The organism is Janthinobacterium kochi (assembly GCF_051380715.1).
Lineage (GTDB): Bacteria > Pseudomonadota > Gammaproteobacteria > Burkholderiales > Burkholderiaceae_D > Janthinobacterium.
On the sequence record NZ_JBNYXO010000021.1, the window covers coordinates 1 to 25,401 of the forward strand.

Here is a 25,401-nt window from a genome sequence, read left to right on the forward strand (position 1 = left end):
GAAAAAAGAGAGGTCAGCAAGGCGGCGGCCGCGCAAAGCCAGTGCCACGTCAAGCACTATTTCATTGATTTGCCAGCAATTGCGCGGGCTTGCTCCTTAACTTGGGTGGATTGGGTCAGACCCCCGCGCCGTTAGCGCAAGCCTCAGCGTTAGCGGCCTTGAGGGTCTGACCCCAGAATTTTTCTCTGGGTTTAATTTGAACTAGACGACTGGTCTAATTGTGCTACAATGCCTCGCATGAAAGCTGAATACACCGATGTGCGCCAGCACATTATCGACCAGGGCAAGGCCATCATCACGCGCAAGGGCTTTGCCGGCGTGGGGCTGAACGAGATTTTGTCGGCCGCCGACGTGCCCAAGGGTTCGTTCTACCATTACTTCAAGTCCAAGGAATTGTTCGGCGAGGCGATGCTGGAAGATTACGTCACCGGCTACCTGGCCGGGATGGAAGACGTGCTGGGCCAGCCGGGCCAGAGCGCGGCGCAGTCGCTGATGGCGTATTGGGCCAGTTGGACCAGCGAAAGCCTCGATGGCAGCGGTTGCGACTGCCGCTGCCTGGTGGTCAAGCTCAGCAGCGAAGTGGCGGACATGTCCGAACCGATGCGCGTGGCGCTGCTCGATGGCACCCACCGCATCATCGCCAGGCTGGCCCTGGCCATCGCACGGGGCAGGGTGGACGCTTCGCTGCCATCGGTGGCCGATCCGGCGCAGATGGCAGCCACCTTGTACCAGTTGTGGCTGGGCGCGGCCATGCTGACCAAGCTGCGGCGCGACGCCAGCGCCCTGCAAACAGCCTGGCAGGCGACCCTGGCCATGCTGCAGCTGTCGCCGGAAAGCTACCGATAGACAGCAAGCAAGCGGACGCACCACGTCCGCGTTTTTTTGAATAGCATTCTAGACGACCAGTCTAATAATAAGGAGCGACAGCATGAAAAATTTTGAATTCCATAACCCGACCCGTATCGTCTTCGGTCTTGATACCGTCACCAAATTGTCCGCCCTGGTGCCGCACGATGCGCGCGTGCTGATCATGTATGGCGGCGCCAGCGCGGAAAAGACCGGCACCCTGGCCGAAGTGCGCGCTGCGCTGGGCCAGCGCACGGTGCAGGAGTTTGGCGGTATCGAACCCAATCCCAGCTATGAAACCTTGATGCGTGCCGTGGCGCAGGTGCGTGGCGACAAGCTGGACTTCCTGCTGGCCGTCGGTGGCGGCTCCGTGATCGATGGCACCAAGTTCGTCGCCGCGGCCGCCCTGTACGATGGCGAGCCGTGGGAAATTGCCGAGCGCGGCGGCGCCAATGTGCGTCAAGCCCTGCCGTTTGGCACAGTGCTGACCTTGCCGGCCACGGGTTCGGAAATGAACAACGGCGGCGTGGTGACGAAAAAAGCCACGCATGACAAGCTGAGTTTTCGCAGTCCGCTGCTGTACCCGCAATTTTCCGTACTTGACCCGAGCAAGACCTTTACCTTGCCGGCCAGGCAGGTGGCCAATGGCCTGGTCGATGCCTTTGTCCACACCACGGAACAGTACCTGACCTATCCGGCGCAGGCGAAGGTGCAGGACCGCTTTGCCGAAGGCCTGCTGCAGACGTTGGTCGAGATCGCCCCGCAAGCGATCGCCGCGCCCGACGACTACGATACCCGCGCCAACCTGATGTGGACGGCCACCCTGGCCCTGAATGGCCTGATCGGCGCCGGCGTGCCGCAGGACTGGGCTACCCACATGATAGGCCACGAACTGACGGCCCTGTACGACATCGACCATGCGCGCACCCTGGCCCTGGTGCTGCCCGCACTGCTGGACGTGCAGCGCGAACAGAAACGTGGAAAATTGCTACAGTATGGCGAACGTGTCTGGAGCATCACCGAGGGCAGCAACGACGAGCGCATAACCGCCGCCATCGCCCGCACCCGCGCCTTCTTTGAAGACCTGGGCCTGCCGACTCGCCTGTCGGCCTACCAGTTGGGCCAGGAAGCGGTGGAAGCGGTACTGAAACAATTGGCAGCACACGACATGACCTCCCTCGGCGAACACCGCGATATCGACCTCGCGCGCAGCCGCCGTATTCTCGAAGCAGCACTGTAACCCTCTGACATAAAAGGAAACAACATGAATATCCTGATGGTACTGACCTCGCACGATCAACTGGGCGACACCGGCAAGAAAACCGGCTTCTGGCTGGAAGAATTCGCCGCGCCCTACTATGCCTTGCAGGAAGCTGGCGCCAAGCTGACGGTGGTCTCGCCCAGCGGCGGCCAGCCGCCGCTGGACCCGAAAAGCGACGAACCGGATTCGCAAACGGATGCCACGCGCCGCTTCAAGCTGGACGCCACGGCGCAAGCCGTGCTGGCCAACACGGGCAAGCTGGCCGACGTGAAGGTAGCCGACTTTGACGCCGTGTTCTACCCGGGTGGTCATGGCCCGTTGTGGGACCTGGCCGAAGATGCGCACTCGATCGCGCTGATCGAACAGATGATCGCCGCCGGCAAGCCCGTCGCCGCTGTCTGCCATGCACCGGGCGTGCTGCGCCACGTGAAGGCATTGGATGGCACGCCGCTGGTGCGCGGCAAGCAGGTGACGGGCTTTACCAATACCGAGGAAGACGCCGTCGGCTTGACTGTCATCGTGCCTTTCCTGGTCGAGGACATGCTCAAGCAAAACGGCGGCATCTATTCCAAGCTGGGCGACTGGCAGCCGTACGCGGTCACCGATGGCTTGCTGGTCACGGGCCAGAATCCCGCGTCATCGGAAGTGGCCGCGCAGGCGCTGCTCAAGCTGCTGGCCTGATGGCAGGGTAGAGCCGGGCTTCCATGCCCGCCAGGATCAGACCGACCGAGGCGTGCCATTGCGTCTCGCTGGCGGGCCTGCCCGCCAGCGCATGGCCGTGCAGGAAATCGACGAGCGCATCGCGCCCGCGCAGCCGGGTTTTTTCAGGCAGATCGAGGCCTTCCACGGCCTGCTCGAACAGCGCCGTAAACCGCTCGGCCACATCGGCTTGTTCTACCAGCCCGCGCGCCATCAGGCGCACGAAGTGGGGCGTGGCGCTGACCATTTCCAGGTACAGCGTGCACAGCGCAAGCAGGCGCCGCCGAGGCGCCTGGCGCCGCGTAAACGGAGGCTGGCGCGGATCGAGTGCGGCAAAACGCCACACCATCAAGGCCAGCAATAACTCATCTTTTCCTGCGTAGTAGTGATACACGGCCATGGCATCGACGCCCAGGCGTTGCGCCAGCGCGCGCATGGAAAACGCTTCGCCTTGTTCTTCCAGCAGGGCCAGGGCAGCGTGCAGGATGCTGGCGCTGTCCAGCGCGGGTGCGATGCGGCGGGGACGGCCCGCGCGGCGCACGGGATGTTCAATAGCTTGAAGTTTTGGCGGTTTCATGGGCATAATTCTACACTGTAGAATTAATTGAAGGAGCATCCATGCAAAAAACTTCTGTCAGCGTTTTTCTCGGCATCAGCATCGATGGCTGCATCGCCGGAGAAAACGGCGACCTGTCCTGGCTGGCCGAGCTGGCACCCGACTCGCCTGACGCCACCGGCTACACGGCCTTGATGGATCAAGTCGATACCTTGCTGATCGGGCGCACCACCTATGACGCCGTGGTGGGTTTTGAGCCGTGGCCGTATGCGGGCAAGCGCGTGGTGGTACTGAGCCACCGCGACTTCACGCCACGGCATGGCGAGCAGCGCCGCGCAGGCAGCGTGCGGGAAGTACTCGAGGGGCTGGCAAAGGAGGGTTGCCGCCACGTGTATCTCGATGGCGGCGCCGTCATCCGCGCCGGCTTGCGCGAAGGCGTCATCGACAGCCTGACCCTGTCCGTACTACCCGTGGTGCTGGGCAAGGGCGTGCGCCTGTTCGAGGATGGTTTACCGCGCAGCGACTGGCGCCTGGACGGCACGCGCCAGCTGCACAGCGGCGTGGCGCAGCTGCGCTATCGAAAGCATTGAACCGCGCTGGCGATGTCGACGATGAAGCCGGAATCGTAGCGTTCGTTTTCAGGCGTGCCGTCCGGCCGCTTGTAGCCGCAGGGGTTGCAGACGACGCGGCAGCCTTGCACGCGATAGTCGAGCGAGGCGTGCATGTGGCCATGCACCCACAGGTCCGCCTGCGCCACCAGTTCGTCCAGCTGCGAGGCGAAGGCGGGCGAGCCCAGGTTGGCCGCGTATTGCTCGTCCACCGACAGCATCGAGGGCGCCATGTGCGTGATCACTACCGTCTGGCCATCGAAGGGCTGCGCCAGTTGCTGTTCCAGCCAGACCTTGTGCTGCGCGTGCAGCTGCGCTGTGTCGCTGGCGCACAGCAGGCGGGGCGCATCGCCGCCCGTACTGATGCGCTTGTAGTCGGGCATGTAGGCTTGCGCCGCCTGCATGGCTTCTTCCTGGCGCTCGGCGCCGAAGAGTAAAAAATCCGTCCACAGGGTGATGCCGAGGAAACGCACGCCGTCCAGTTCCACGGCGTCGCCGTCGAGCAGGCGGATGTTGGCGCCCTGCGCATTGGCGCTGGCACAGGCATCGCGCACGGCGTCCTGCATGTGTTCGAGCTGGTGCCCATAGCCCTCGTGATTGCCGTGCACGTACAGCACGGGCAGGGCGCCGAAGGTGCGTGCGGCCCAGGCGATGGCATGGTTGCCCGTGGCGATGTCGCCGGCCAGGATCACCACGTCGGGGCGGCTGGTGGCAAGGTCGATGGCGGGCGTGTCTTCACCCCAGACTTCCAGGTGCAGGTCGGACAGGATCAGCAAACGCATGGCAGTGGGCGCGGCAAGGCGCGCGGCAGGTCTATGGGCCTCTATCGTAGCGCAAGTCGCTGCGCCCGTCTGCTTGACCGCGCGAGGGTGGCGACGTTACCCTATGGCATCGATTACCACACACTCACTCCTGGAGCCGCATGCCGCCTTTCTTCATTCCCAAGACCTTGCTGAGCGTCGCACTGGCCGCCATGGCGCTGCCGTTGACGGCACATGCCGCCACGCCCGCCATCGATCCCCTGACGCAGCCGATTGCCTCGCCTTATGCGGCGCAGTGGAACCGCCCGCAGCAACCGGCGCGCATCCACGGCGACACCTATTACGTGGGCGTGGGCGGCTTGAGCGTGGTGCTGATCGATACGCGCGCAGGCTTGATCCTGATCGATGGCGCGCTGCCGCAATCGGTGGCTGCCATCAAGGAGCATATCCTCGAACTGGGCTTTCGCCTGCAAGATATCAAATTCATCCTGAATACGGAAGCGCATTTCGACCATTCGGGCGGCATCGCCGCCCTGGCCCGCGACAGCGGCGCGCAAGTGGTCGCCAGCCCGCTGGGAGCGGAGGCGCTGCGCGCGGGAGCGGTGCTCGCCATGGACCCGCAAGCGGGCGAAATCGATGCCATGCCGGCCGTGGAAAATGTGCGCGAGATTGCCGATGGTGAAACCCTGCAGCTGGGCGACATCACCGTCACGGCGCGCTACACGCCCGGGCATACGCCGGGTAGCACCAGCTGGACCTGGGTCTCGTGCGAGGATGCGGAGCGCAAGGAATGCCTGAGCGTGGTGTTCGGCGCCAGCCTTACGCCGGTGGCGGCCGACGATTTTCATTACCTGGCCGATGAACGCCATGCGGACCTGACGCCGGCCTTCCGCCGCGTCATGCAGGACTTCGCCAGGCTGCCGTGCGACATCCTGATCTCGGCCCACCCCGACCACTCCGGCGGCGACCGCAAGCTGACGCAATTGCTGGAAGGCGTCACGCCGAATCCCTTCATCGATACGCAGGCGTGCAGCCACTACGCTGCAAAAAATGAAGCCAAGCTCGATGCGCGCATCGCGAAAGAAAAAGCGGCTGCGACAAAATAGCAACGTTGGCGCATGCGCCATGAAAATCAAAGTGAAAGCCACGCCCAAGCCGCGCAATCGGCTGGTGGCGGCCGCCAGGCTGCGCGGCGGCGCCGGTGCGCACCAGTCGGAGGCCTCGCCGCGCGCGGCGCGCCGGGCCGGCAAGCACCGCCTGCAGCAATGGCTGGCGGGCCGGCTCAAACCTGACGATTAGCGAGCCGGTAGCTCGACGATGAAGTTCGGATCGAAACCGGGATTTTGCGGCGTGCCGCTGCGCGTCCTGTAGCCGCAGGGGTTGGCTACGACGCGGCACTGGCCCAGCTGATAATCGCGCGAGACGTGGAGGTGGCCATGCACCCACAGGTCCGCCTGCGCGGCCAGCTCGTCCAGGCGCGAAGCGTAGGCGGGCGAACACGCCTCGCTGCCATACGCATCATCGACCGAGAGCAGCGACGGCGCCATGTGGCTGATGACGACTGTCGCGCCATCGAAGGGCTGCGCCAGTTCGCGCGTCAGCCAGGCTTTTTGCTGCGCGTGGAACATGGCCGTGTCGGCTGCGCGCAGCTTGCGAAAGCCCATGTTGGCCAGGCGGATGCGCTTGTAGTCGTTCATGAAGGCTTGCGCGTCGCGCATGGCCGCCTGGCGCGTATCGTCGCCCAGCAGGCGAAAATCCGTCCACAGGGTGGCGCCCAGGAAGCGCACGGTGTTGCCTGCCTGGTCGGTGATGATGTGGCTATCGGCGTCGAGAAAATGCACGTTGGCCGTGGCGGCGCAGGCGCTGCGCAGTTCCTGGCGCACCTTGTCCAGATGGTGGCCATAGCCTTCGTGGTTGCCATGCACATACAGCACCGGCAGTCCCGCAAACGTGCTGGCGGCCCAGGCGACGGCGCGGGTGCCCGTGTCGATGTCGCCGGCCAGGATCACGGCGTCGGGACGGCTGAGCGCAAGGTCGCCTTGCGGCGCATCCTCGCGCCATAACTCATGATGCAGGTCCGATAAAATCAATAAACGCATGCGCTATCCAGGCGATTCGAGAGTACGCCATCGTACCTGAAAAGCCTCACTCTTCCTCCAGCGCGGCGAAGCTGTGCGCCAGGTAGTCGATCAGCGCACGCACGGCCGGCAGCAGGCCGCGCCGCGAGGGAAACACGGCGTGGATGATTTCACGCTGCGGCCGCCATTGTTCCATCAGCGGCAGCAGGCTGCCATCGGCCACCTGTTCGGTGATCATCATGGTCGGCAGCTGCACCACGCCCACGCCGGCCACGGCCGCGTCGCGCAAGGTCAGCATGTCGCCCGTGACGAAGCGCGGCGTGTGGCGCAACTGGGCGCGCGCGCCGTCGGGGCCGTGCAAATCCCACTGGTAGTGCTGCTGCGGCATGCCCAGGGCTAGGCTGGGCCAGTCGGCCAGGTCGGCCGGCGCCTTCGGCAGCGGTGCGCCGGCGAACAGCAGCGGGCTGCCCACCATGCACTGGCTGCGCTCGGCCAGCACGCGCAGCACCAGGTCGCTGTCGGGCAGCGGCGGTGGACGCACGCGGATGGCTACGTCGATGCCTTCTGCCACCAGGTCGACGCGGCGGTTGCTCGCTTCGAGCAGCAGCGTGACCTGCGGATGCTCGCGCATGAAGCCGGCCAGCATGGGCGCGACCAGGGAGTGCAGCAGGGCGATGGGGCAGGACAGGCGCACCGTGCCACGTGGCGCGGCCCGTGTCAGTTCGATCGCATCCTGCGCCGCCTCCGCTTCCACCAGCATCGCCTTGCAATGCTCGTAAAACGTCTGACCCACGTCGGTGACGGAAAAATGCCGCGTCGTGCGCTGCAGCAGGCGCACGCCGAGGCGCTCTTCCAGCAGGGCGATGCGTCGGCTCAGTTTGGATTTCGGCATGCCCAGCGCGCGCCCGGCCGGCGCGAAGCCGCCATGGTCGACCACCTGCACAAAGTAATACAAGTCATTCAGATCCTGCATGCCGCCTCCCTGATCGTTCTATTTTTGGAACACTGATGGCCTATTTTACCGTCTACCGCCTCCATCGTTGCAAGCGTATTCTGTCTCCATCGTCATGCACACCCTACAGGAGATCGAGATGAATACAGTTACAGGTATCTACAGCGCACCGCGCCAGCACTGGGTCGGCGACGGTTTCCCCGTGCGCTCGATGTTTTCGTATAACGGCCATGGCAAGCAGCTGAGCCCCTTCCTGCTGCTCGACTATGCCGGCCCCGCCGAATTTGCGTCCGGCACCCGTCCGCCCGGCGTCGGCTCGCACCCGCACCGCGGCTTTGAAACGGTGACCATCGTCTACAAGGGCGAAGTGGCGCACCGCGATTCGACGGGCCAGGGCGGCGTCATCGGCCCCGGCGACGTGCAGTGGATGACGGCCGGCGCCGGCATCGTGCATGAAGAGTTTCACTCGCCTGCCTTCACGCAGTCGGGCGGCACCCTGGAAATGGTGCAGCTGTGGGTGAATCTGCCGGCCAAAGACAAGATGACGGCGCCCGGCTACCAGGCCATCACCAGCGACACGATTCCCACGGTGGCGCTGCCGGACGGCGCCGGCTCGGTGCGCGTGATCGCCGGCGATTTCGATGGCCGGCACGGGCCGGCCCGCACGTTCTCGACTATGCAGGTGTGGGACCTGCGCCTGACTCAGGGCAAGCTGACGCAGTTGCCGGTGCACGCCAGCTGGAGCACGGCGCTGATCGTCCTGCATGGCACGCTGCTGGTCAACGGCGAAAGCGTGGTGCGCGAGGCGCAGATGGCGCTGTTCGAGCGCGATGGCGACAGCATCACCGTCGAAGCGAACAATGATGCCGTGGTACTGCTGCTGAGTGGTGAGCCGATTGACGAGTCCATCGTCGGCCATGGTCCGTTCGTGATGAACACCGAAGCGGAAATCGCGCAGGCGTTCGAGGATTTCAACAGCGGCCGCTTCGCCCGCATCGCGACGTAATTCACTCTGTGCCGTAGGCACCAAGCAGCAACCCATGCCGCATCCCGCGGCACACAGCGCAGGGCGTGCAAGAGCATGGCCGCGAAACCACGCTGGAAATCCTCGAGGCGGCCGCCAGGGCTTGAGCGTCGCTACGGCGCTTCGTGGCGGTTGCGTATCGCTGCCAGCACGCCGCGCTGTTCCAGGTGCGTGTTGGCGGCGTTCAGGCGCGCCCGGTCGGCGGCGCCGGTGGTGCGCGCACTGAGCATCAGGTGCACGGCAGGCGTGCCGGCCTTGCCGAAGATACCCACGGTTTCGTCGCGGTAGCTCATGCTGAAACGCGCATACGCATGGCGTTCCGATGTGTCGGAGGCGGCGGGCAGCAGGTCCAGCTCGCCTTTCTGGAATAGCAACTGGCGCCGCGCGGTGGGCAGTTCCGGCAGGGTGACCAGGGTACAGCGGGCTTCCTTGAAAATGGCTTTCAGCAACTCCAGGTCCAGGCCCGTATATTTGCCTTGCGCGTCGCGATACAGCTAGGGAGGCCATTGATCGAGCGCCATCGACATGCGGCAGGCCAGGGCGGGCAGGGCGCAGAGGCCGAGCACTGCCAAGAACAGGACATGGCGCATACGCATACGGGAGGTGTTTCCATGGTGTGTCACTGATGTTCAATTTGCCGGAGTACCTGTGGAAGTCAAGGGGAGCTGGGTCTCCTGGGCAGGTACAACGGTGCTTTTGGTGGATTTTCGCACGCTTTTTGCCGATTCCCTGCGCCGCCGTCCGGCGCCGTGAACACCGTACAGTGTAATCGGCTATAGTGGCGCGGTGCCACCACTGCTCCGCAAAGGAAGACCGCTTGACTGCCCCGCTCGAGATCGCCGCCAATGTACTGATGACTGCCTCCATCATTTTGGCCGGACGCAATAATATTCATTCATGGTGGATCGGCATCGTCGGCTGCGTGCTGTTTGCCGTGCTGTTTTTCCAGGTTAATCTGTATGCCGACGTGATGCTGCAGCTGTTTTTCATCGTCACCTGCGTCATCGGCTGGCTGCAATGGCGGCGCGGCGCCGGCGGCAAGCCTTTGCCGATAACGCGCATGGGCTGGCGCAGCCTGGCCTGGGTAGTGCCGGCCGGCATCGCCTCCGTGGTCATCTACGGCATGCTGCTGCACCGCTTTACGAATGCCTACGCGCCCTTCATCGATTCGGCAGTGTTGGTATTTAGCATCATTGCGCAATTCCTGCTGATGAGCCGGCGCATCGAAACCTGGGTCTTCTGGCTGCTGGTCAACACCGTGGCCGTGCCGCTCTACTACAGCCGCGGCCTGCACCTGACGGCCGTGCTGTATGCGGCCTATTGGGTTAACGCCCTGATTTCCTGGTACTGGTGGAGCGTGCAGGCACGCCGCGCGGCACTGGCGCCGGCGGCGATGGTTGACGCCTGATATTGTCCAACGCCAAGTCCTTAGATTCAAATCGTATATACAATCAATTTTTAATTCGTTCACGCCATAAAGACGCCGAGATATAGTGGCCTTTCCCCGCTTACCGGTGTCTTTTATGTTGCGTTTTACCCTTTCTGCCTGTTTTTTCGCCGCCCCGCACCAGCTGACCATGCAATGCATGGCGCAGTCGATGCCGGTGCGTGCCCGTCCACGCCTCCCGTAATTCCTTAACACCCCCGTCGTCGTTTTGCCCGCTGGCCCACCCGGTCCGCGTGCCCCTGCTCGGCCTTTTTTAACTGAAAAAGGCTGCAATCCCAATAAGAGGAAACCATGTTCAAACCACTCGCCATCAGTCTTGCCATCGCCGCCGCCTTTCCCGTTTTCCCCACCCTTGCCCACGCCGAGGACGACATGCTGCGGGTGAACGTCACCGGATCGAACATCCGCGTCAGCGAAAAGGAGGGCGCCAGTGCCGTGCAGGTCATCAACGCCAAGGAATTAAAAGCCAGCGGCAAGACCAGCGTGTCGGAGGTGCTGCGCGCCATTTCCGCCAACAGCGGCAACAGCTACAACGAACAATATACGGGCAGTTTCTCGGCCGGCACCTCGGGCCTGTCGCTGCGCGGCATCGGCCAGCAAAATACCCTGATCCTGGTGAATGGCCGCCGCGTGGCCAGCTATGCCACGGCGCAGGATTTGCAGCAAACCTTCGTTGACCTGAACAGCCTGCCGATGGCGGCCGTGCAGCGCATCGAAGTGCTCAAGGATGGCGCCTCGTCCGTGTATGGCTCCGACGCCGTGGCCGGCGTGGTCAACATCATCCTGTACAAGGAATTCACGGGCACGGACATCACGGCGCAATGGGGCGGCTCGACGCAAGGCACGGGCCAGCATGAAAAGAGCGCGGCGCTGCAAACGGGGTTCGGCAAGCTCGAGGAAGATGGCTACAGCGTGGTTTTCTCGGTCGATGCGCAGCAGCGTGACAAGCTGCAGCAAAGCGACGTGGCATGGCTGCGCGATGCCGATTACCGCCAGCAGCAGCGCGGCAGCCTGGGCTGGACCGCCACGAATTACGCCGGCAACGATCCCTCGCAGACGCTCGGCGGCGTGCGCGGCCCGCTGCAGCTGGTGCCGTACAAGAACATCAATCCTGATGGCAGTGGCCAGGTGCTGGCCTACAATCCGGCGCCGTATAAAACGCTGATCCCGGGCATCGAGCGCATCCACTCGTCGCTGCGCGGCACGCTCAAGCTGAACGCGGACACGCAAGCCTATGTCGACTTGCTGCACAGTTATTCGCGCGCCGACCAGACCTTCAGCGCGCCACTGACGGTGAATAACGCCACGCGCGTGTGGAACAACAGCACCAAGCTGCTCGACACCATCCCCGTGGTGCTGCCCGTGGGCCATCCGAACAATCCGGGCACGACGCCCTTGCCGTTCACGGCCACACTGTTCGATCTGGGGCCGCGCCTGAAGCAGGACCGTGTCACCTTCTACCGCGCGCTGGCCGGCGCCAGGGGCACTTCGGCGGGCTGGGACTGGGATACGGCCGTGGCCCATTCCAGCAGCAAGCTGGAAGAAACGGTGCAGAACTTCGTCAACCGCTATGAGTTCCAGAAAGTGCTGGCCGAGGGCAGCTACAATTTCTTTGACCAGTCACAAAACAGCGAAGCGGTGCGCAACCGCCTGCGCCTGTCGACCCTGCGTCCGGCCGAATCGACGCTCGACACGCTGGACTTTTCGGCGGCCAAGGATATCTGGGACCTGCCCGCTGGCCCGCTGGCCTTTGCCGCCGGTGCCCAGTGGCGCCGCGAAAAGATGGATTCGCAAACCTCGACGGCCGTGCTGTCGGGCACGGAATTGCGCCCCGCACTCAATATCATCGACGGCTCGCGCAATGTGTCGGCCCTGTTCGCCGAATTCAATGTGCCCGTCGTAAAAGACCTGTCCGTCAACGTGGCGGGCCGTGCCGACCATTACAGCGATTTCGGCAATGCGTTTTCGCCGAAAGCGAGCGCGCGCTATCAGGCGGCGCCATGGTTATTGCTGCGCGGCACCGTTTCACGCGCCTTCCGTGCGCCGTCGCTGCCGGAAATCACCGACAGCACGGCCGTCAGCTATACCGGGGTGATCGATGCCCGCGATCCATTGACGCCAACGCAGTCGCGCGGCGTGACGGTGATGACCATCGCCAATCCGGACCTGCGTCCCGAGCGCTCGAACAACCTGAACCTGGGCGTGGTGGTGTCGCCCACCAGCAGCTCGAGCATCGGGCTCGATTACTACCGCATCAAGCAAGATGGCGTGATCGGCACGGCCAGCGCCACCACCATTGTCGAGAATGAAAACGCGGCGCCGCAACAGATCACGCGCGGTGCCGATGGACGCATCACGACGCTGTACCGCCAGTTCCGCAATCAGGGCCAGCGCGAAGTGTCGGGTATCGATATCGACCTGCGCCAGCGCTTCGTCGACAAGGATTGGGGCAAGCTGACCCTGGCCGGCCAGCTGAGCCGCGTGTTGCGTTTTGCCGAGCCGTTGTCCGATGGCGCGCCGCTGACGGACGGTGCCGGCACCAATTATTTCGGTTCCATCCCGAAATGGCGCGGTGTCACGTCGGCCACCTGGGAGCAGGGGAAATGGTCGTCGACCCTGACCTGGAACTACGTGGGCAATTATGCGCAGCAGAAGCATCTCGACGAATCGGTGGCTGCCTTCAGCACCTTTGACATGACCAGCAGCTGGCAGGTGACACCAAAGGCGAATGTCACTTTCATCGTGCAAAACCTGGCCAACAAACGTGCGCCCTGGGACTATGCCTCCACCGGCTTTGACTTTACCCAGGCCGATCCGCGTGGACGCTTTGCATCGCTCAAGCTGAACTACAAGTTCTAACCACTCGCCGCCTGCCGCTGTCCTGTCTGCTCCTGCAGGCGCTGGCGGTAGGCGCTGGGCGTGACGCCCATGCGTTCGCGAAAGGCGGTGGCGAAGTTGCCCGCGTTGTGAAAACCGATCAGCAGGGCGATACCCTGCACGTCGATATCCGTCTGCTGCAGCAATTCCACACCGCGGGCGATGCGCGCTTCGCGGATGAAGGAAAACACGGTCATGCCCGTTTGCTCGCGGAACATCAGGCTCAGCTTTTCGCGGTAAGTGCCCACGCTGCGGGCGATGTCGGACAGGTTGGGCAGGCTGCCCAGGTTGTCGAGAATGAGCTGTTTGACCGCATTCACGAACACCAGGTCGGGATGCTGCAGCTTGTCGCTGATCGGCATCGTGGCGGGCAAGGCACTGTTGCTTTTACGCATCAATCCGAGGTGGATATGGATGCGCGCGGCCACTTCTTCCGGCGTGAACGGCTTTGAAATGTAATCGACGCCGCCCACCTGCAAGCCCATGATGCGTTCCTTGGCGGCATCGGCGCCGCTGAGAAAGATCACGGGTATCTGTTCCGTTTCGGGGTTGGCCTTGAGCAAACGGCATGCCGTGTAGCCATCCATCTCGGGCATGCGCACGTCGAGCAGGATCAGGTCGGGCAGCGTGGCCAATGCCAGCTGGTAGCCCTGGTAGCCATTGAACGCGATGCTGAAACGGTAGGGTTGCTCGCTGAGCAGCTCCATCAGCATGCGCTGCTCGAACGCGGAATCGTCCACGATCAAGATGTTTTTTTTGACGGTTTCGCTGGTCAATGGCATGGCATGGATGAGTTAACCAAAAAGCAAGTTGTGGCTTATTATGCCTCGCTTTTTCTTTTTTTTCTGCTTTTCTCGTGTTTCAAAAGAGGTTTCTCCGCAAGAAGAAGCGGCGATTTCCAAGATCGCTAATAATTCACTCATGGATTGACTTAAAGCAATGTCGATTGTTAAAGAATCTGTTTTGCCAATGCGGCAAAAAAGCTGAAGCCCTCAGGTTCCTGGCGCTCGGCGCTGATATTTTGTTGTCCTGGTTTGCGTGCCCCAAAAAACGCCGGCAATACCGTGACTATCCTCGACGTCCTTCATATTGACGGGCTCATTAATGATGTTCCATCATCAGGAGGTATCATGTTGCGAGTTATTTCCCCCCGCCTTATCGTTGCCGCCAGCGTCGCTGTTGCCACCACGGCGCTCATGCCTGGCGTAGCCGACGCGGCCGTGTATCTGAGCGGCAGCAACACCGCGACCTTTGATGTCACCCTGAAAATCATCGCCAATTGCACCATTGCGGCGGCCAATCTCGACGTTGGCCAAAGCCAGGGTGTACTGGCTACTGCCGTGAACGTCAATACGACCGTGAGTGTGACCTGCACCAATACCACGCCGTATAACGTGGGCCTGACGGCCGGCTCGGGCATGGGTTCGAGCGGCACCACGCGCTACTTGAGCGGCACCGGCGGCAACCTGGAGACGGTGCAATTGGACCTGTATCAGTCGGCCGGTAGCACCTTGTGGGGCGATACGCAGGGCACGAATACCGTCGGCGGTGCCGGTAACGGCGCATTGCAGCCGATCACGGTGTACGGCAATATTTCGCCGCAAGCGACACCGGCGCCCGACACCTTTACGTCGACCATCACGGCCACCGTTTACTTTTAAACCGGCGCTGCGTGAAGGCCGGTCTTGCTTCCCTGATGAAAAGCGCGCTGGCGCTGCTGGCCTTGTACTGGAACAAGGAAAGTGTGAGTTTTTGCGTATTTTCAAGCCGCTACCGTGGCGTGAAGGTCATTTGCAAAATGATAGTAATTAAGTTTCCGTGTTGTAATTGAAATATTCTTGATTGTTGTGTTGAATCAACGTGAGGAGATGGTCATGAAACATACCAACTTTAATAATTTGCCCTGCCCGATTGCACGCAGTCTGGGCAAGGTGGGCGAATGGTGGAGCATCCTCATCCTGCGTGAAGCGTTTTACGGCAAGACGCGCTTTGACGAATTTGAAAAAAGCCTCAAGATCGCGCCCACCATCCTGACGCGCCGGCTGGCCGACCTGGTGGAGGGCGGCTTGATGACGCGCCGCCTGTATTGCGCCAAGCCGCCCCGCTACGACTATGTGCTGACCAAGTCCGGGCGCGCCTTCAAGCCTGTCTTGCTGGCTTTTATTGCATGGGGCAATGAAAACTTCGCGCCGGAGGGCGCCAGCCTCGTCATCGCCAGTCGCGACACGGGCCTGGCCGCCGATCCGGTGCTGGTCGACGCCATGACGGGTTTGCCCATCAATGACGAGTACTACGCGTTTGCGCCGGGGCCGGCCGCCAGCGATAGCATGCGCAGCATCATCCTCGATGCGGAGAAAAGCAGCGGCATTGCGCCCAAGCCGAAGGCCGCACCCGCCAACCGTGGCTGGGTGGCGGAAGGCCATCTGGCGTGAGGCGCGCCGGCAGGCGAGCATCAAGTTTGGCGAAAAGCAAAGCGGGCGGCGCGACCTGGCGCTACTGTCGCACTATGCAACACAAGTGCGGCGTATGCCCGGTTGTGCGGGGCAGGACGCCATCCGTGATCCGCTATCTGTTGAAGGAGACCTGCGATGAGCACATCGCAACAACACGTTCGCTGCGCCGCCAGCGTGCTGGCGCTGGCCGCCCTGCTGGGCGCCTGTTCCCATGGTCCGCATCATCCGGGCGGCCATGACGTCACCTTGACGGGCGCGCAGGAAGTGCCGGCCAACACCAGCACGGCCAGCGGCAGCAGCACGATCCGCGTCGGCCACGACCGCAGCGTCAGCGGCGGCGTGCGCTACACGGGCATGCTGGCCACCGTCGCACATATCCATGAAGCGCCCGCCGGCGCCAACGGCCCCGTCATCGTGCCGCTGATGAAAACCGCCGAAGGCATGTTTGCCGTGCCGGCCGGCGCCATGCTCACGCCACCCCAGTACGCGAGCTACCGGGCCGGCAAGCTGTACATAAACGTGCACAGCGCCGCCTACCCGGCAGGCGAGATCCGCGCCCAGCTCAAACCCTAGCTGGCCAGCGGCGTTTTCCCCGAAACCTCCTTGGGCCGCGTGAGCGGCCTGCACCAGGCGGCCAGCCAGTGCGGCGCGCTACAATGGCGCTCCATGCTGACCATCCTCGCCATCACCTTTCCCTTCTTCGCCCTGGTGATGTGCGGCTACCTGGCCGTGCGGCGCACGCTTCTGCCGCTGGCCGCCATCGGCGGCTTGAACAGTTTTGTCCTGTACTTCGCGCTGCCGTGCATGCTGTACCGCTTCGGCGCCGCCACGCCCATCGCGCAGCTGCTCGACGCCAGCGTGTTTGGCGTGTATCTGCTGTGCGCGCTGATCATGGTGGGCGTCACCATGGCCATGACGCTCAGCCATCGCATCGACTGGAACAACGCCGCCTTCGGCGCGCTGGTGGCGGCCTTCCCGAATACGGGCTTCATGGGCGTGCCCCTGCTATTGACCCTGCTCGGGCCCCGTTCGTCTGGCCCCGTCATCGTCACCATCGTGGTCGACATGTTGATTACCAGCTCGCTGTGCATCGCGCTGTCGCGCATCGGCAGCGGGGGCGCGCACGGCAGCCGCGCCGCCGCCGTCAACGCCATGAAGGGCATGGCGGGCAACCCGATGCCGTGGGCGATCGTGCTGGGCGCCTTGTCGTCGTGGCTGGCACTGGCCATGCCGAAACCGCTGATGCAGACGGTGGGCCTGCTGGCCGACGCCGCCTCGCCGGTCGCCCTGTTTACCATCGGCGCCGTGCTGGCCCGTTCGCAAATGAGCACCAGCGACCCGGCGCCAATGCGCGAATATGTGCCGGTGGCGCTGAAAAAACTGCTGCTGCATCCGCTGCTGGTGTGGAGCATCGGCCACGCGGCCATCGCCCTGGGCGCGCCGCTCGATCCGTTCGCGCTGACCTGCATGGTGCTGGTGGCTTGCCTGCCCAGCGCCAGCAACGTCTCGCTGCTGTCGGAACGCTTCGGCGCCAACACGGCGCGCATCGCCCGCATCATCCTGGTGTCGACGGCGCTGTCGTTCCTGACCTTTTCGGCGGCCGTCAGCTGGCTGGCGTGAGGGTGGCCGAGTGGCCCCTGGCCTCGCCGCGCGCCTTGCGCATCATCGTGAGTACAGCGCAGCGCGCATCGCCCGCATCATCCTGGTGTCGACGGCGCTGTCGTTTTTGACGTTTTCGGCGGCCGTCAGCTGGCTGGCGTGAGGGTGGCCGAGTGGCCCCGGGCCTCGCCGCGCGCCTTGCGCATCATCGTGAGCACAGCGCAGCGCGCATCGCCCGCATCATCCTGGTGTCGACGGCACTGTCGTTTTTGATGTTTTCGGCGGCCGTCAGCTGGCTGGCGTGACGTTGGCGGCGATCAGCGCGCCCAGCGCCCGGGCCGCGCCCGGCTGGGTATCGAGCGCCAGGCCGTGCGCCATGCTGGCCTGGTCTTGCAGGCTGCGGTTCTGCCCCAGCTTCCATTTGCCCGTGATGCGCATGAGGGGAATCTCGATGCCGACGATGGCTTTCAATAGCTTGTCGATATAGGCGGCTGGCGCATCGCTCACCCGCCACGGCGCGGCTTGATCTGCCTCATGGCGCGCCGTCAAGCGCTCCACCAATCCCAACAGCCACGCTGCGTCGTCAATGGCGCGCAGGGGGCCGTGCGCGTGCACGACCGCATAATTGAAGGTCGGTACTTCCTTGCCGCTGCGCTGCTTTTCCGCATACCAGGCGGGCGTGATGTAGGCGTGCGGCCCCTGGAAGATCACCATGCAGTCATCGTCCGCATCGGCGGCGCGCCACACGGGATTGGCGCACGCCACGTGGGCGCGCAGGATGCCGAACGGTGCCTCGGGCGTGGGCGCGGCGATCTCGAACGGCAGATGGTCGGCGCATAAACCATCTGCGCCGTGGCGCACCAGCGCGCCCAGCGGATGCGCGTTGATCAGGCCATGCAGCACATCGAGGCGCTCTTCGCGGAAGCTGGCGGGCGCGTACATCTAGGCCGCTCCTTCCACCACCACATCGGCCGTCAGCGAGTTGGCGATGTAGCAGCGCGCGTGCGCATCGTGATGCAGGGCGGCCAGCGCCTCGGGCGAGGGCGGCGTTCCCGCGAAGGCGATGCGCGGACGCAGCACGATGCGCGTCATGGCCATGCGGCCTTGGGCATTCTTGCCCAGTTCACCGACGGCCTCGTCGCGGTAGTCGTCGATGACGTAGCCGCGCTGCGCTGCCAGCGACAGGAAAAACAGCATGTGGCAGCTCGACGTGGCGGCCACCAGCGCTTCTTCCGGATCGATATTTTCCGCCACCGACATGGGCAGCGGCACGGACAAGGGCGACGACGAGGCGGGTACCGTCAGGCCGCCGTCGAATTGCCATGCATGGCCACGGCTGTAGCGTTGGTCGGCGAAATCCTGGCCGTCGCGCTGCCAGGCCACGGTGGCGAAAAACTGATGCATGGATGCTCCGCAAGAGTGGAAGGGGATGCGCCATCTTAGCGCCAGTTTTGGCTATTTAAAACAGCCAATAAGTGCTATCTTGAAGCTACCAATTTAAAGATGCCCCATGCCCATGCCTGCCACGCACCTGAACCAGATCATTGCCGCCTTGCCGCTGCAGCGCGGCGCCAGCGAGCCGCTGTTTCGCCAGCTGTATGCGGCCATCAAGGCCGCCATCCTCGACGGCCGCATGAGTCCCGGCATGCAGCTGCCGCCCACGCGCGATTTTTGCCGCCTGCTGGCCGTGTCGCGCCAGACGGTGCTCAATGCGTATGCGCAATTGGCGGCCGAAGGTTATCTCGATGGCGCCGTGGGGCGCGGCACTTTTGTCAGTCGCGACGTTCCCTTGCCCGTACCTGTGGCCGCGCCGGCCGGCAAGATGGATGCGCCCGGCTTGCTGCGACCCTTGTCGGCGCGCGGGCAGGGCGTGGTGGCGGCCATGCGCCAGGTGGCGTTCCACCGGGGGCCGCTGCGTGCTTTTCGCGTCGGCATGCCGCGCATCGACCATTTCCCGTTCGACGTGTGGAACCGCCTCGAAGCGCGGCGCTGGCGCCGGCCCGACCACCAGTTCGGCTACAGCGACCCGGCCGGCTACCTGCCGCTGCGCGAACTGCTGTGCGTGTACCTGAAGGCCTCGCGCGGCGTCCAGTGCACGCCGCAGCAGATCGTCATCACCTCGGGCTCGCAGCAGGCGCTGTTCTTGCTGTCGACCATCCTGCTGGCGCCGGGCGACGCGGCCTGGATGGAGTCGCCCGGCTACCGGGGCGCCAGCGGCCCGCTGCGCGCGGCCGGCGCGCGTGTCTTTCCCGTTCCCGTCGATGCGCAGGGGTTGGACGTGGCGTATGGCGTGGCGCACTGTCCGCAGGCAAAGCTGGCCTACGTGACGCCGTCGCACCAGATGCCGCTGGGCGTGAGCATGAGTTTGCCGCGCCGCCTGGCCCTGCTGGCCTGGGCCGCGCACAACAAGGCCTGGCTGGTGGAAGACGATTACGACAGCGAATACCGCTACACGGGCGCGCCGCTGGCGTCCCTGCAAAGCCTGGACCGCGATGGCTGCGTGGTGTATGTGGGCACCCTGTCGAAAGTACTGTTCCCCGGCCTGCGCCTCGGTTACATGGTGGCGCCGCCCGCGCTGGCCGAGGCGCTGGTGCAGGCCAAGGCCGTGATGGACCGCCACACGGCCATTGTGCCGCAGATGGCGTTGGCCGACTTCATCGCCGAGGGTCACTTTGGCCGGCATATCCGCCGCACGCGCGACAGCAATGCCGAACGGCGCGACCTGCTGCTGCGCGGCCTCGCGCGCGAACTCGACGACCAGCTCGCGTGCGGCCCGGCCGACAGCGGCCTGGAACTGTGCGCGTATTTTCGCGGCGGCCACGATGAAGAAACGGTGTCGCGCGCGGGGCTGGAACGGGGCATCGAACTGCGTCCGCTGGGCCACTATGCCGATCCGGCGGCGGGGCCCGAGTGCGCCACGCCGCCCGGGCTGCTGCTGGGCTTTGCCGCCATTCCCCCGCCCGAGATGGCGCACGGCTTGCAGGAACTGGGACGCGTCCTGCGCGGCCGATAAACTATACTGGCGGTTGCCCGCACATGAAGAACACGACCATGACCACCATCCGCTGCTCCTGGGCCAATCCGGCCAATCCCCGCTATCTCGATTACCACGACACGGAGTGGGGCGTGCCCTGCCACGACGAGCGCAGGCTGTTCGAGATGCTGAACCTGGAAGGTGCGCAGGCTGGTCTGAGCTGGGAAACCATCCTCAACAAGCGCGACACCTACCGCGCCGCCTTTGACGGCTGGGACGCGGAAAAGATCGCCGCCTATGGCCCGGACAAGGTGGCGCAGTTGCTGCTCGATCCCGGCATCGTGCGCAACCGCCTGAAGGTGGCGGCGGCCATCACGAATGCGCAAGCCTATCTGCGCCTGCGCGCGCAAGGCCAGAGCCTGGACAGCTTCCTGTGGGCGTATGTCGATGGCCAACCCATCGTCAACAGCTGGCAGCCGGGCGCATTTCCCGCCAAGACGGCCTTGTCCGACAAACTGTCGAAAGACCTGGCCAAACTGGGCTTCAAGTTCGTCGGTTCGACCATCATCTATGCCTATATGCAGGGCATCGGCATGGTCAACGACCATGCGCCGACCTGCTTTTGCCGTGCGGGGCACTGATGCGCCCCCTGGTCCTGCTCGACACGGATTTTGACGGCGCGCGCTTGCGCGCCGCCTGTGCGGCGCATGGCGGGCGCCGCCTGCATTACATCGCGCTGGCGCCGCGTCCCGTCGACGCCAGCCACTTGCCCGAAGAGTGGCGCGCACAGTGGCCGCTTTGCGTGCCGGGCTTGCACCGCATGGTCTCGCACGATGGCCTCGTCACGCTCGATGTGCTGATCGGCGAGCCCGATGCCTGCCTGGCGCAATTGTCGGCGCGCGTCGATGAAGTGCACCTGGCCTGGGTGCCGGCAACCACGCCGGTGCTGGCGCGCCTGATGATGGACGGCGCCCGCCTGCAGGCTGTGCACCTGGACGAGGCGCAGCGCGCGGCGCTGCAAAAAAACGGCTTTGTTTTTGACGAAAGCCGCCTGCGCGCCGTGTTTTATGCGCGGCGCGCAGAGCACGTAGCGGTTGCGGCGCCCGAGCGGCGCGCCATCGTCATCGGCGCGGGCGTGGCCGGCGCGGCCGCCTGCGAACGGCTGGCCGCGCGCGGCTGGAAGGTGACGCTGGTCGAGCGCCATGCGCGGCCGGCCAGCGAGGCCTCGGGCAACCTGGCCGGCATCTTCATGCCGCTGATGTCGAAGGATGACAATATCGCCACGCGCCTGGTGCGCGCCGCCTACCTGTACTCGCTGAGCCGCTGGCATGACCTGGGCGGCATCGGCGCCGCCATCGATGGCGCGCAAAGCGGCGTGCTGCACCTGGCGCGCGATAGCGCGCATGCGCAGGTACAGCGGCAGATCGCCGCCAGTGGCGTGTATCCGCGCGAATTCGCCCGCTGGCTCGAAGCGCCCGAGGCGAGCGCCATGCTGGGCGCGCCGGCGCCCGATGGCGCCTGGTGGTTCGAACAGGGCGGTTGGGCGCGACCGTCCTCCGTCTGCGCGGCCATGCTGGATGCTTGCGGCAGTTTGCTGACGCGGCACTTTGCCAGCAGCGCCCTGCGCCTGGAGCGCGGCGATGAGGAATGGCTGGTGCGCGATGCGGACGGCGCCCTGATCGCGGCTGCACCCACCGTCATCCTGGCGGCAGGCACGGGTGCCGTGGATTTCGAACAGGCGGCCGGCCTGCCGCTGGGCGCCGTGCGCGGCCAGGTCACGCACTTGGCCGAAGGCAGCTTGCCATCGTTACCGTTCGTCGTCTGCCGCGAAGCCTACATGACGCCGGCGCACCAGGGCGTCGTGTGCGTGGGTGCGACCTATGATGCCGATGCAGACAGCAGCCTGCGCGTGGCCAGCCAGCACGATAATATCGCGAAGATCGCCGATATTCTGGGCGTGACCCCGTTCGAGGCGCCGCTGGCCGGGCGCACGGGTTTTCGCTGCATGGCGCCGGACCGCCTGCCGCTGGCGGGCGCCTTGCCCGATCCCGGCGTACCGGGCCGCTGCGAACGCTTGCGTGACGTACCGCGCTGGCCCGGCCTGTTTGGCTTGCTCGGTTATGCCTCGCGCGGCCTGATCTGGGCGCCGCTGGCAGCCGAACTGCTGGCTTGCCAGCTGGAGGGAGAGCCGCTGCCGCTGGAGAGTCAATTGGCGGCCGCGTTGGACCCTGCGCGGTTTTTATTGCGCGAGCGCCGCCGGAGCGCCTGAAAAAGTCCATGGCGTTTTTTTTCACGCAACATCATTTCGCCGCAGTGGACGCGTGCTGCTGCAAAACTGCTGTTCGATCCTCGCGCCGCGCACGGCGAGGCGGTCTTCGGGAAAAAGCGGGGGCGGCATTGTTGCGTCAGGTCACGGTCTTTGCGCGCGGCTGGCTGCCGTCTGCATGCTGGCGGTATAATTTATCCTTGGCAATATTGAAGCTGCGGCCCCAAGGAGATATCCGGTGGAAGATCAACACAGCTCGCCCGAGCTTTTCCTGTTCCTGGCGTCGACCGTGCACGACATGAAAAACTCGATCAGCGTGGTCAGCGGCACGCTGGAATCCTTGCTGGCGGCCGAGCAGGCCAAGCCCGCGCCCCAGGCCGACCCCGCCTACCTGCAGATGGCGCAGATGCTGTACCAGACCAAGCGCCTGAACGATAACCTGATCCAGCTGCTGGCCCTGTACAAGGAAGTGGGCAAGCCCGGCTACCCCTTCGATGTGCAGCCGCAACTGGTGAGCCAGGTGGTCGACCAGGTGGTGGACCAGGAAAAGATCCTGCTGGCCTCGAAAGGCATCCGCCTGGAGACGGCTTGCCCGGCCGAGCTGATCTGGACTCTCGATGAAGACCTGGTCATCGGCGTGCTGGCGCATGCCATCAACAACGCCATCCGCTACACGCAGGACACGATCCGCCTGTCGGTGCGGGAGCACGACGACATGCTCGAGCTGCGCGTGGACGACAATGGCGACGGCTACTCGCAGGCGCTGCTCGACGCGGGCAGCGCAGCCATGGATGGCATGGCGGCCGGCGTGAACTTTTCCACCAACAGCACGGGACTGGGCCTGTATTTCTCCAGCGAAGTGGCGAAGATGCACAAGCACCGGGGCCGTAGCGGCAGCATCGCCCTGGAAAATGGCGGCGCGCTGGGCGGCGGCTGTTTCATCTTGCGCCTGCCCTGAACGAGGAATTCATGACGACAGACAGCCACGCCACCGCCGCCGAAGCGGGCAGCACCGACTGGGCCGACAAGCATTATCTGCTGGTCGACGACTTCATCGGCATCCGCATCCTGCTGCGCGAATCGCTGCGCAACCTGGGTGCGCGCCATATCGACCAGGCGGCCAGCGGCGGCGAAGCCATGAAGCTGCTGGCCAAGACGCGCTATGACGTGGTGCTGTGCGATTACAACCTGGGCGAAGGCAAGAATGGCCAGCAAGTGCTGGAAGAGACGCGCGTGCGCAACCTGACGGCGCCATCGAGCGTGTGGTTGATGGTGTCCGCCGAGAAAAGCGTGGAATCGGTGATGGGCGCGGCCGAGCACCAGCCCGACGCCTACCTGATCAAGCCGATCACGGAAGGCGTGCTGCTGACGCGGCTGAACCGCGTATGGCACAAGAAGCAGGTGTTTCGCGAAATCGACCAGGCCTGCATGGAAAAGGACTACCTGCGCGCGGCCAAATTGTGCGACGCGCAGATCGAGCTCAACAAGCTGCACGAGCTGGAATTGCTGCGCATGAAGGCATCCCTGCTGCTGAAAAGCGGCGAGCCGGAAAAGGCCCGTGCCGTGTACGAGAAAGTGCTGGCCGAGCGCGATTACAGCTGGGCCAGGGCGGGCCTGGGCAAGATCCGCATGAATAACGGCGAGCACGAGGCGGCGCGGCAGATCTTCCAGGGCGTGATTGTGGAAAACAAGTATTACATCGACGCCTACGACCAGATGGCCGTCGCCTACCAGTTGATGGGCCAGCACGAGGAAGCCTGCGGCGTACTGGAAAAGGCGGCACGCCTGTCGCCCAATTCCGTGCCGCGCCAGCGCAACCTGGGGCTGGCCGCCTTAAAAGTCGGCAATGTCAGCATGGCGGAAAAGGCTTTTCGCAAGTGTATTTCCATCGGTGAATTTTCCGTCATGAAGACGCCCGACGCCTACCTGGGACTGGCGCGCGTGTGCGGCTTGAAGAAGGATGCCAAGGAAGCGCTGCAATGGCTGCTGCTGGCGCAGCGCGAATTCCCGCCCGAGCAAATCGGCTTGCGCGCGAAGATCACGGAAGGCATGGTGCACCACGAAACGGGCGATTACCGGCGCGCGCGCAAGTGCGGCGATGAACTCGAAGCCATGCTGGCAGAAGACCCGGCGCGGCCCGAAAAAAGTATCTGCATGGAACTGGCGACCCTACTGTTCGCTGTCGGCGTGAAGGATGCGCCGGCCGGCCTGCTGTGCTATGTGGTGAAGAACAACCACGACAACCAGGTGGTGCAGGACGAGGTGCAAAAGATCTTCGACAAGGCGAAGATGGGCGACGAAGGCACCAGCCTGATCATCGCTTCGCGCAAGGAAGCGTCGGACTTGATGAACAAGGGCGTGCTGCTGTGGAAGACGGACAAGCTCAACGAAGCGGTCGCCTGGATGCGGGCGGCGCGCGAAAAGCTGCCGAACAACCTGCGCATCCTCTTCAATTCCGCGCAAATCATCGTGTCTTTCCTGGAACAGCGCGGCTACCAGGCGGAGTTGGCAGCCGAAGCCATGGAAGTGTTGTTGTATGTAGACAAAATTGCACCAGGACAGCAGCGCTTTGCGCAATTGATGGAGCAACTGGTGCAGCTGACGCCGCCGCCCGGGCCGGAAGAGGCCGTCGTGGTGCCGGAAAAAGCGCCGCCGGCGCCGGAAAAAGGGGGAAAATCCGTGCGCGAGCGTGCCGGATGATAAACTAGGGGCCAGCGTGGGTTCGCCCGTGCTTGAGTTGCTTTACAACAATAAGGAAGAAACTATGCGTGATGTGGTCAATGAAGTGTACAAAAAAATGAAGGTCGGCAGTATTGCCTGGGTACGCCCGGTCGCCGCCAAGGGAGACACGCTGGAAACATTCCAGTCTTCGTACGAGCACGCCAAGGCGCTGGCCGACGAAGGCCTGATCACGATCGGTGACGTAAAACGCCAGGCCGACAACATGATCGAGGCGATCCGCATTCATCGTATCGCCTGATCATATCGCCGGCTTGATGC

Annotated in this window: 29 protein-coding genes; 21 read left to right on the plus strand and 8 right to left on the minus strand. The window is 64.0% G+C overall.

Annotation, left to right across the window (positions count from 1 at the left end; genetic code table 11):
- Window positions 1-237: 237 nt before the first annotated feature.
- The 3 genes from ACQ4WL_RS26200 (at window position 238) to ACQ4WL_RS26210 (ending at window position 2,788) form a co-directional block, all read left to right on the plus strand.
- Window positions 238-846, plus strand: a complete 609-nt coding sequence (locus tag ACQ4WL_RS26200) for a TetR/AcrR family transcriptional regulator (RefSeq protein ID WP_436512466.1) — start codon at window positions 238-240, stop codon at window positions 844-846.
- Window positions 847-928: 82 nt separating this feature from the next.
- A complete protein-coding gene (locus ACQ4WL_RS26205) occupies window positions 929-2,086 on the plus strand; it encodes an iron-containing alcohol dehydrogenase (RefSeq protein ID WP_436512468.1) in 1,158 nt (385 codons plus the stop codon).
- A 24-nt stretch (window positions 2,087-2,110) separates the two neighbouring features.
- The gene (locus ACQ4WL_RS26210; RefSeq protein ID WP_436512470.1) at window positions 2,111-2,788 is read left to right on the plus strand and encodes a type 1 glutamine amidotransferase domain-containing protein; all 678 of its coding nucleotides are present in this window, start codon (window positions 2,111-2,113) and stop codon (window positions 2,786-2,788) included.
- On the opposite strand, the gene ACQ4WL_RS26215 is transcribed toward ACQ4WL_RS26210, so the two are convergent.
- Window positions 2,772-3,383: a TetR/AcrR family transcriptional regulator gene (locus ACQ4WL_RS26215; RefSeq protein ID WP_436512472.1), complete on the minus strand. Its 612-nt coding sequence runs from the start codon at window positions 3,381-3,383 to the stop codon at window positions 2,772-2,774. The genes ACQ4WL_RS26210 and ACQ4WL_RS26215 overlap by 17 nt on opposite strands.
- A gap of 41 nt (window positions 3,384-3,424) precedes the next feature.
- Between ACQ4WL_RS26215 and ACQ4WL_RS26220 the strand changes: the two genes are divergently transcribed.
- The gene (locus tag ACQ4WL_RS26220; protein ID WP_436512474.1) at window positions 3,425-3,952 is read left to right on the plus strand and encodes a dihydrofolate reductase family protein; all 528 of its coding nucleotides are present in this window, start codon (window positions 3,425-3,427) and stop codon (window positions 3,950-3,952) included.
- Here the strand turns inward: ACQ4WL_RS26220 and ACQ4WL_RS26225 are convergent.
- Complete coding sequence (locus ACQ4WL_RS26225; RefSeq protein WP_436512476.1) at window positions 3,937-4,752, minus strand: metallophosphoesterase family protein; 816 nt, start codon at window positions 4,750-4,752, stop codon at window positions 3,937-3,939. The genes ACQ4WL_RS26220 and ACQ4WL_RS26225 overlap by 16 nt on opposite strands.
- Window positions 4,753-4,892: 140 nt before the next feature.
- Between ACQ4WL_RS26225 and bla the strand changes: the two genes are divergently transcribed.
- Window positions 4,893-5,837, plus strand: coding sequence for a subclass B3 metallo-beta-lactamase (gene bla, locus ACQ4WL_RS26230; RefSeq protein WP_436512478.1), 945 nt, complete (start codon window positions 4,893-4,895; stop codon window positions 5,835-5,837).
- Between the two features lie 19 nt (window positions 5,838-5,856).
- Window positions 5,857-6,030 (plus strand): hypothetical protein, encoded by a 174-nt coding sequence (locus ACQ4WL_RS26235; protein WP_436512480.1) that lies wholly within the window; start codon window positions 5,857-5,859, stop codon window positions 6,028-6,030.
- Here ACQ4WL_RS26235 and ACQ4WL_RS26240 read toward each other — a convergent pair.
- Both ACQ4WL_RS26240 and ACQ4WL_RS26245 read right to left on the minus strand, forming a co-directional pair.
- Window positions 6,027-6,830: a metallophosphoesterase gene (locus ACQ4WL_RS26240; protein ID WP_436512482.1), complete on the minus strand. Its 804-nt coding sequence runs from the start codon at window positions 6,828-6,830 to the stop codon at window positions 6,027-6,029. The two genes, ACQ4WL_RS26235 and ACQ4WL_RS26240, sit on opposite strands and share 4 nt — an antisense overlap.
- Window positions 6,831-6,876: 46 nt before the next feature.
- Entirely contained in the window at window positions 6,877-7,782 is a 906-nt protein-coding gene (locus ACQ4WL_RS26245; RefSeq protein WP_436512484.1) for a LysR family transcriptional regulator, read from the minus strand.
- A 118-nt stretch (window positions 7,783-7,900) separates the two neighbouring features.
- Between ACQ4WL_RS26245 and ACQ4WL_RS26250 the strand changes: the two genes are divergently transcribed.
- A complete protein-coding gene (locus tag ACQ4WL_RS26250) occupies window positions 7,901-8,767 on the plus strand; it encodes a pirin family protein (RefSeq protein WP_436512486.1) in 867 nt (288 codons plus the stop codon).
- A gap of 131 nt (window positions 8,768-8,898) precedes the next feature.
- Here ACQ4WL_RS26250 and ACQ4WL_RS26255 read toward each other — a convergent pair whose 3' ends face one another.
- Window positions 8,899-9,279, minus strand: coding sequence for a substrate-binding periplasmic protein (locus ACQ4WL_RS26255; protein WP_436512556.1), 381 nt, complete (start codon window positions 9,277-9,279; stop codon window positions 8,899-8,901).
- 323 nt (window positions 9,280-9,602) lie between these two features.
- Here ACQ4WL_RS26255 and pnuC point away from each other — a divergent pair, with 323 nt between their 5' ends.
- Both pnuC and ACQ4WL_RS26265 read left to right on the plus strand, forming a co-directional pair.
- Entirely contained in the window at window positions 9,603-10,193 is a 591-nt protein-coding gene (pnuC, locus tag ACQ4WL_RS26260) for a nicotinamide riboside transporter PnuC (protein ID WP_436512488.1), read from the plus strand.
- Between the two features lie 330 nt (window positions 10,194-10,523).
- Window positions 10,524-13,091: a TonB-dependent receptor gene (locus ACQ4WL_RS26265; protein WP_436512490.1), complete on the plus strand. Its 2,568-nt coding sequence runs from the start codon at window positions 10,524-10,526 to the stop codon at window positions 13,089-13,091.
- Here the strand turns inward: ACQ4WL_RS26265 and ACQ4WL_RS26270 are convergent.
- Window positions 13,088-13,891, minus strand: a complete 804-nt coding sequence (locus tag ACQ4WL_RS26270; protein ID WP_436512492.1) for a response regulator transcription factor — start codon at window positions 13,889-13,891, stop codon at window positions 13,088-13,090. The two genes, ACQ4WL_RS26265 and ACQ4WL_RS26270, sit on opposite strands and share 4 nt — an antisense overlap.
- Window positions 13,892-14,305: 414 nt before the next feature.
- Here ACQ4WL_RS26270 and ACQ4WL_RS26275 point away from each other — a divergent pair, with 414 nt between their 5' ends.
- The 6 genes from ACQ4WL_RS26275 (at window position 14,306) to ACQ4WL_RS26300 (ending at window position 17,466) form a co-directional block, all read left to right on the plus strand.
- Window positions 14,306-14,770: a Csu type fimbrial protein gene (locus tag ACQ4WL_RS26275; RefSeq protein ID WP_436512558.1), complete on the plus strand. Its 465-nt coding sequence runs from the start codon at window positions 14,306-14,308 to the stop codon at window positions 14,768-14,770.
- A 213-nt stretch (window positions 14,771-14,983) separates the two neighbouring features.
- Entirely contained in the window at window positions 14,984-15,541 is a 558-nt protein-coding gene (locus tag ACQ4WL_RS26280) for a winged helix-turn-helix transcriptional regulator (RefSeq protein WP_010394680.1), read from the plus strand.
- A gap of 156 nt (window positions 15,542-15,697) precedes the next feature.
- Window positions 15,698-16,135: a CHRD domain-containing protein gene (locus tag ACQ4WL_RS26285; protein WP_436512494.1), complete on the plus strand. Its 438-nt coding sequence runs from the start codon at window positions 15,698-15,700 to the stop codon at window positions 16,133-16,135.
- A gap of 93 nt (window positions 16,136-16,228) precedes the next feature.
- On the plus strand, window positions 16,229-17,182 hold the full coding sequence (locus ACQ4WL_RS26290; RefSeq protein WP_436512560.1) for an AEC family transporter: 954 nt from the start codon (window positions 16,229-16,231) through the stop codon (window positions 17,180-17,182).
- Window positions 17,183-17,192: 10 nt separating this feature from the next.
- The gene (locus ACQ4WL_RS26295; RefSeq protein WP_436512496.1) at window positions 17,193-17,324 is read left to right on the plus strand and encodes a hypothetical protein; all 132 of its coding nucleotides are present in this window, start codon (window positions 17,193-17,195) and stop codon (window positions 17,322-17,324) included.
- A gap of 10 nt (window positions 17,325-17,334) precedes the next feature.
- Entirely contained in the window at window positions 17,335-17,466 is a 132-nt protein-coding gene (locus tag ACQ4WL_RS26300; RefSeq protein ID WP_436512498.1) for a hypothetical protein, read from the plus strand.
- Here the strand turns inward: ACQ4WL_RS26300 and ACQ4WL_RS26305 are convergent.
- Together ACQ4WL_RS26305 and ACQ4WL_RS26310 are read right to left on the minus strand one after the other, a co-directional pair.
- Window positions 17,450-18,103 (minus strand): FMN-binding negative transcriptional regulator, encoded by a 654-nt coding sequence (locus tag ACQ4WL_RS26305; protein ID WP_436512500.1) that lies wholly within the window; start codon window positions 18,101-18,103, stop codon window positions 17,450-17,452. The genes ACQ4WL_RS26300 and ACQ4WL_RS26305 overlap by 17 nt on opposite strands.
- Window positions 18,104-18,565 carry an OsmC family protein gene (locus tag ACQ4WL_RS26310; protein ID WP_436512502.1) on the minus strand — a complete coding sequence of 154 codons (462 nt, stop codon included), beginning with the start codon at window positions 18,563-18,565 and terminating at the stop codon, window positions 18,104-18,106.
- Between the two features lie 106 nt (window positions 18,566-18,671).
- On the opposite strand from ACQ4WL_RS26310, the gene pdxR reads away from it, so the two are divergent.
- The 6 genes from pdxR to ACQ4WL_RS26340 all read left to right on the plus strand — a co-directional run bounded on the left by pdxR (window position 18,672) and on the right by ACQ4WL_RS26340 (window position 25,381).
- Window positions 18,672-20,174, plus strand: coding sequence for a MocR-like pyridoxine biosynthesis transcription factor PdxR (gene pdxR, locus ACQ4WL_RS26315; protein ID WP_436512504.1), 1,503 nt, complete (start codon window positions 18,672-18,674; stop codon window positions 20,172-20,174).
- Window positions 20,175-20,212: 38 nt separating this feature from the next.
- Complete coding sequence (locus ACQ4WL_RS26320; RefSeq protein WP_436512562.1) at window positions 20,213-20,776, plus strand: DNA-3-methyladenine glycosylase I; 564 nt, start codon at window positions 20,213-20,215, stop codon at window positions 20,774-20,776.
- Entirely contained in the window at window positions 20,776-22,404 is a 1,629-nt protein-coding gene (gene mnmC1 / locus ACQ4WL_RS26325) for an FAD-dependent 5-carboxymethylaminomethyl-2-thiouridine(34) oxidoreductase MnmC1 (RefSeq protein ID WP_436512506.1), read from the plus strand. Before ACQ4WL_RS26320 ends, mnmC1 begins: the two co-directional genes overlap by 1 nt.
- Before the next feature lie 235 nt (window positions 22,405-22,639).
- Entirely contained in the window at window positions 22,640-23,359 is a 720-nt protein-coding gene (locus ACQ4WL_RS26330) for a sensor histidine kinase (RefSeq protein WP_436512508.1), read from the plus strand.
- An 11-nt stretch (window positions 23,360-23,370) separates the two neighbouring features.
- Window positions 23,371-25,101, plus strand: a complete 1,731-nt coding sequence (locus ACQ4WL_RS26335) for a response regulator (protein ID WP_436512510.1) — start codon at window positions 23,371-23,373, stop codon at window positions 25,099-25,101.
- Window positions 25,102-25,165: 64 nt separating this feature from the next.
- Window positions 25,166-25,381, plus strand: a complete 216-nt coding sequence (locus ACQ4WL_RS26340; protein ID WP_010394693.1) for a hypothetical protein — start codon at window positions 25,166-25,168, stop codon at window positions 25,379-25,381.
- The last annotated feature ends 20 nt before the right edge of the window (window positions 25,382-25,401 follow it).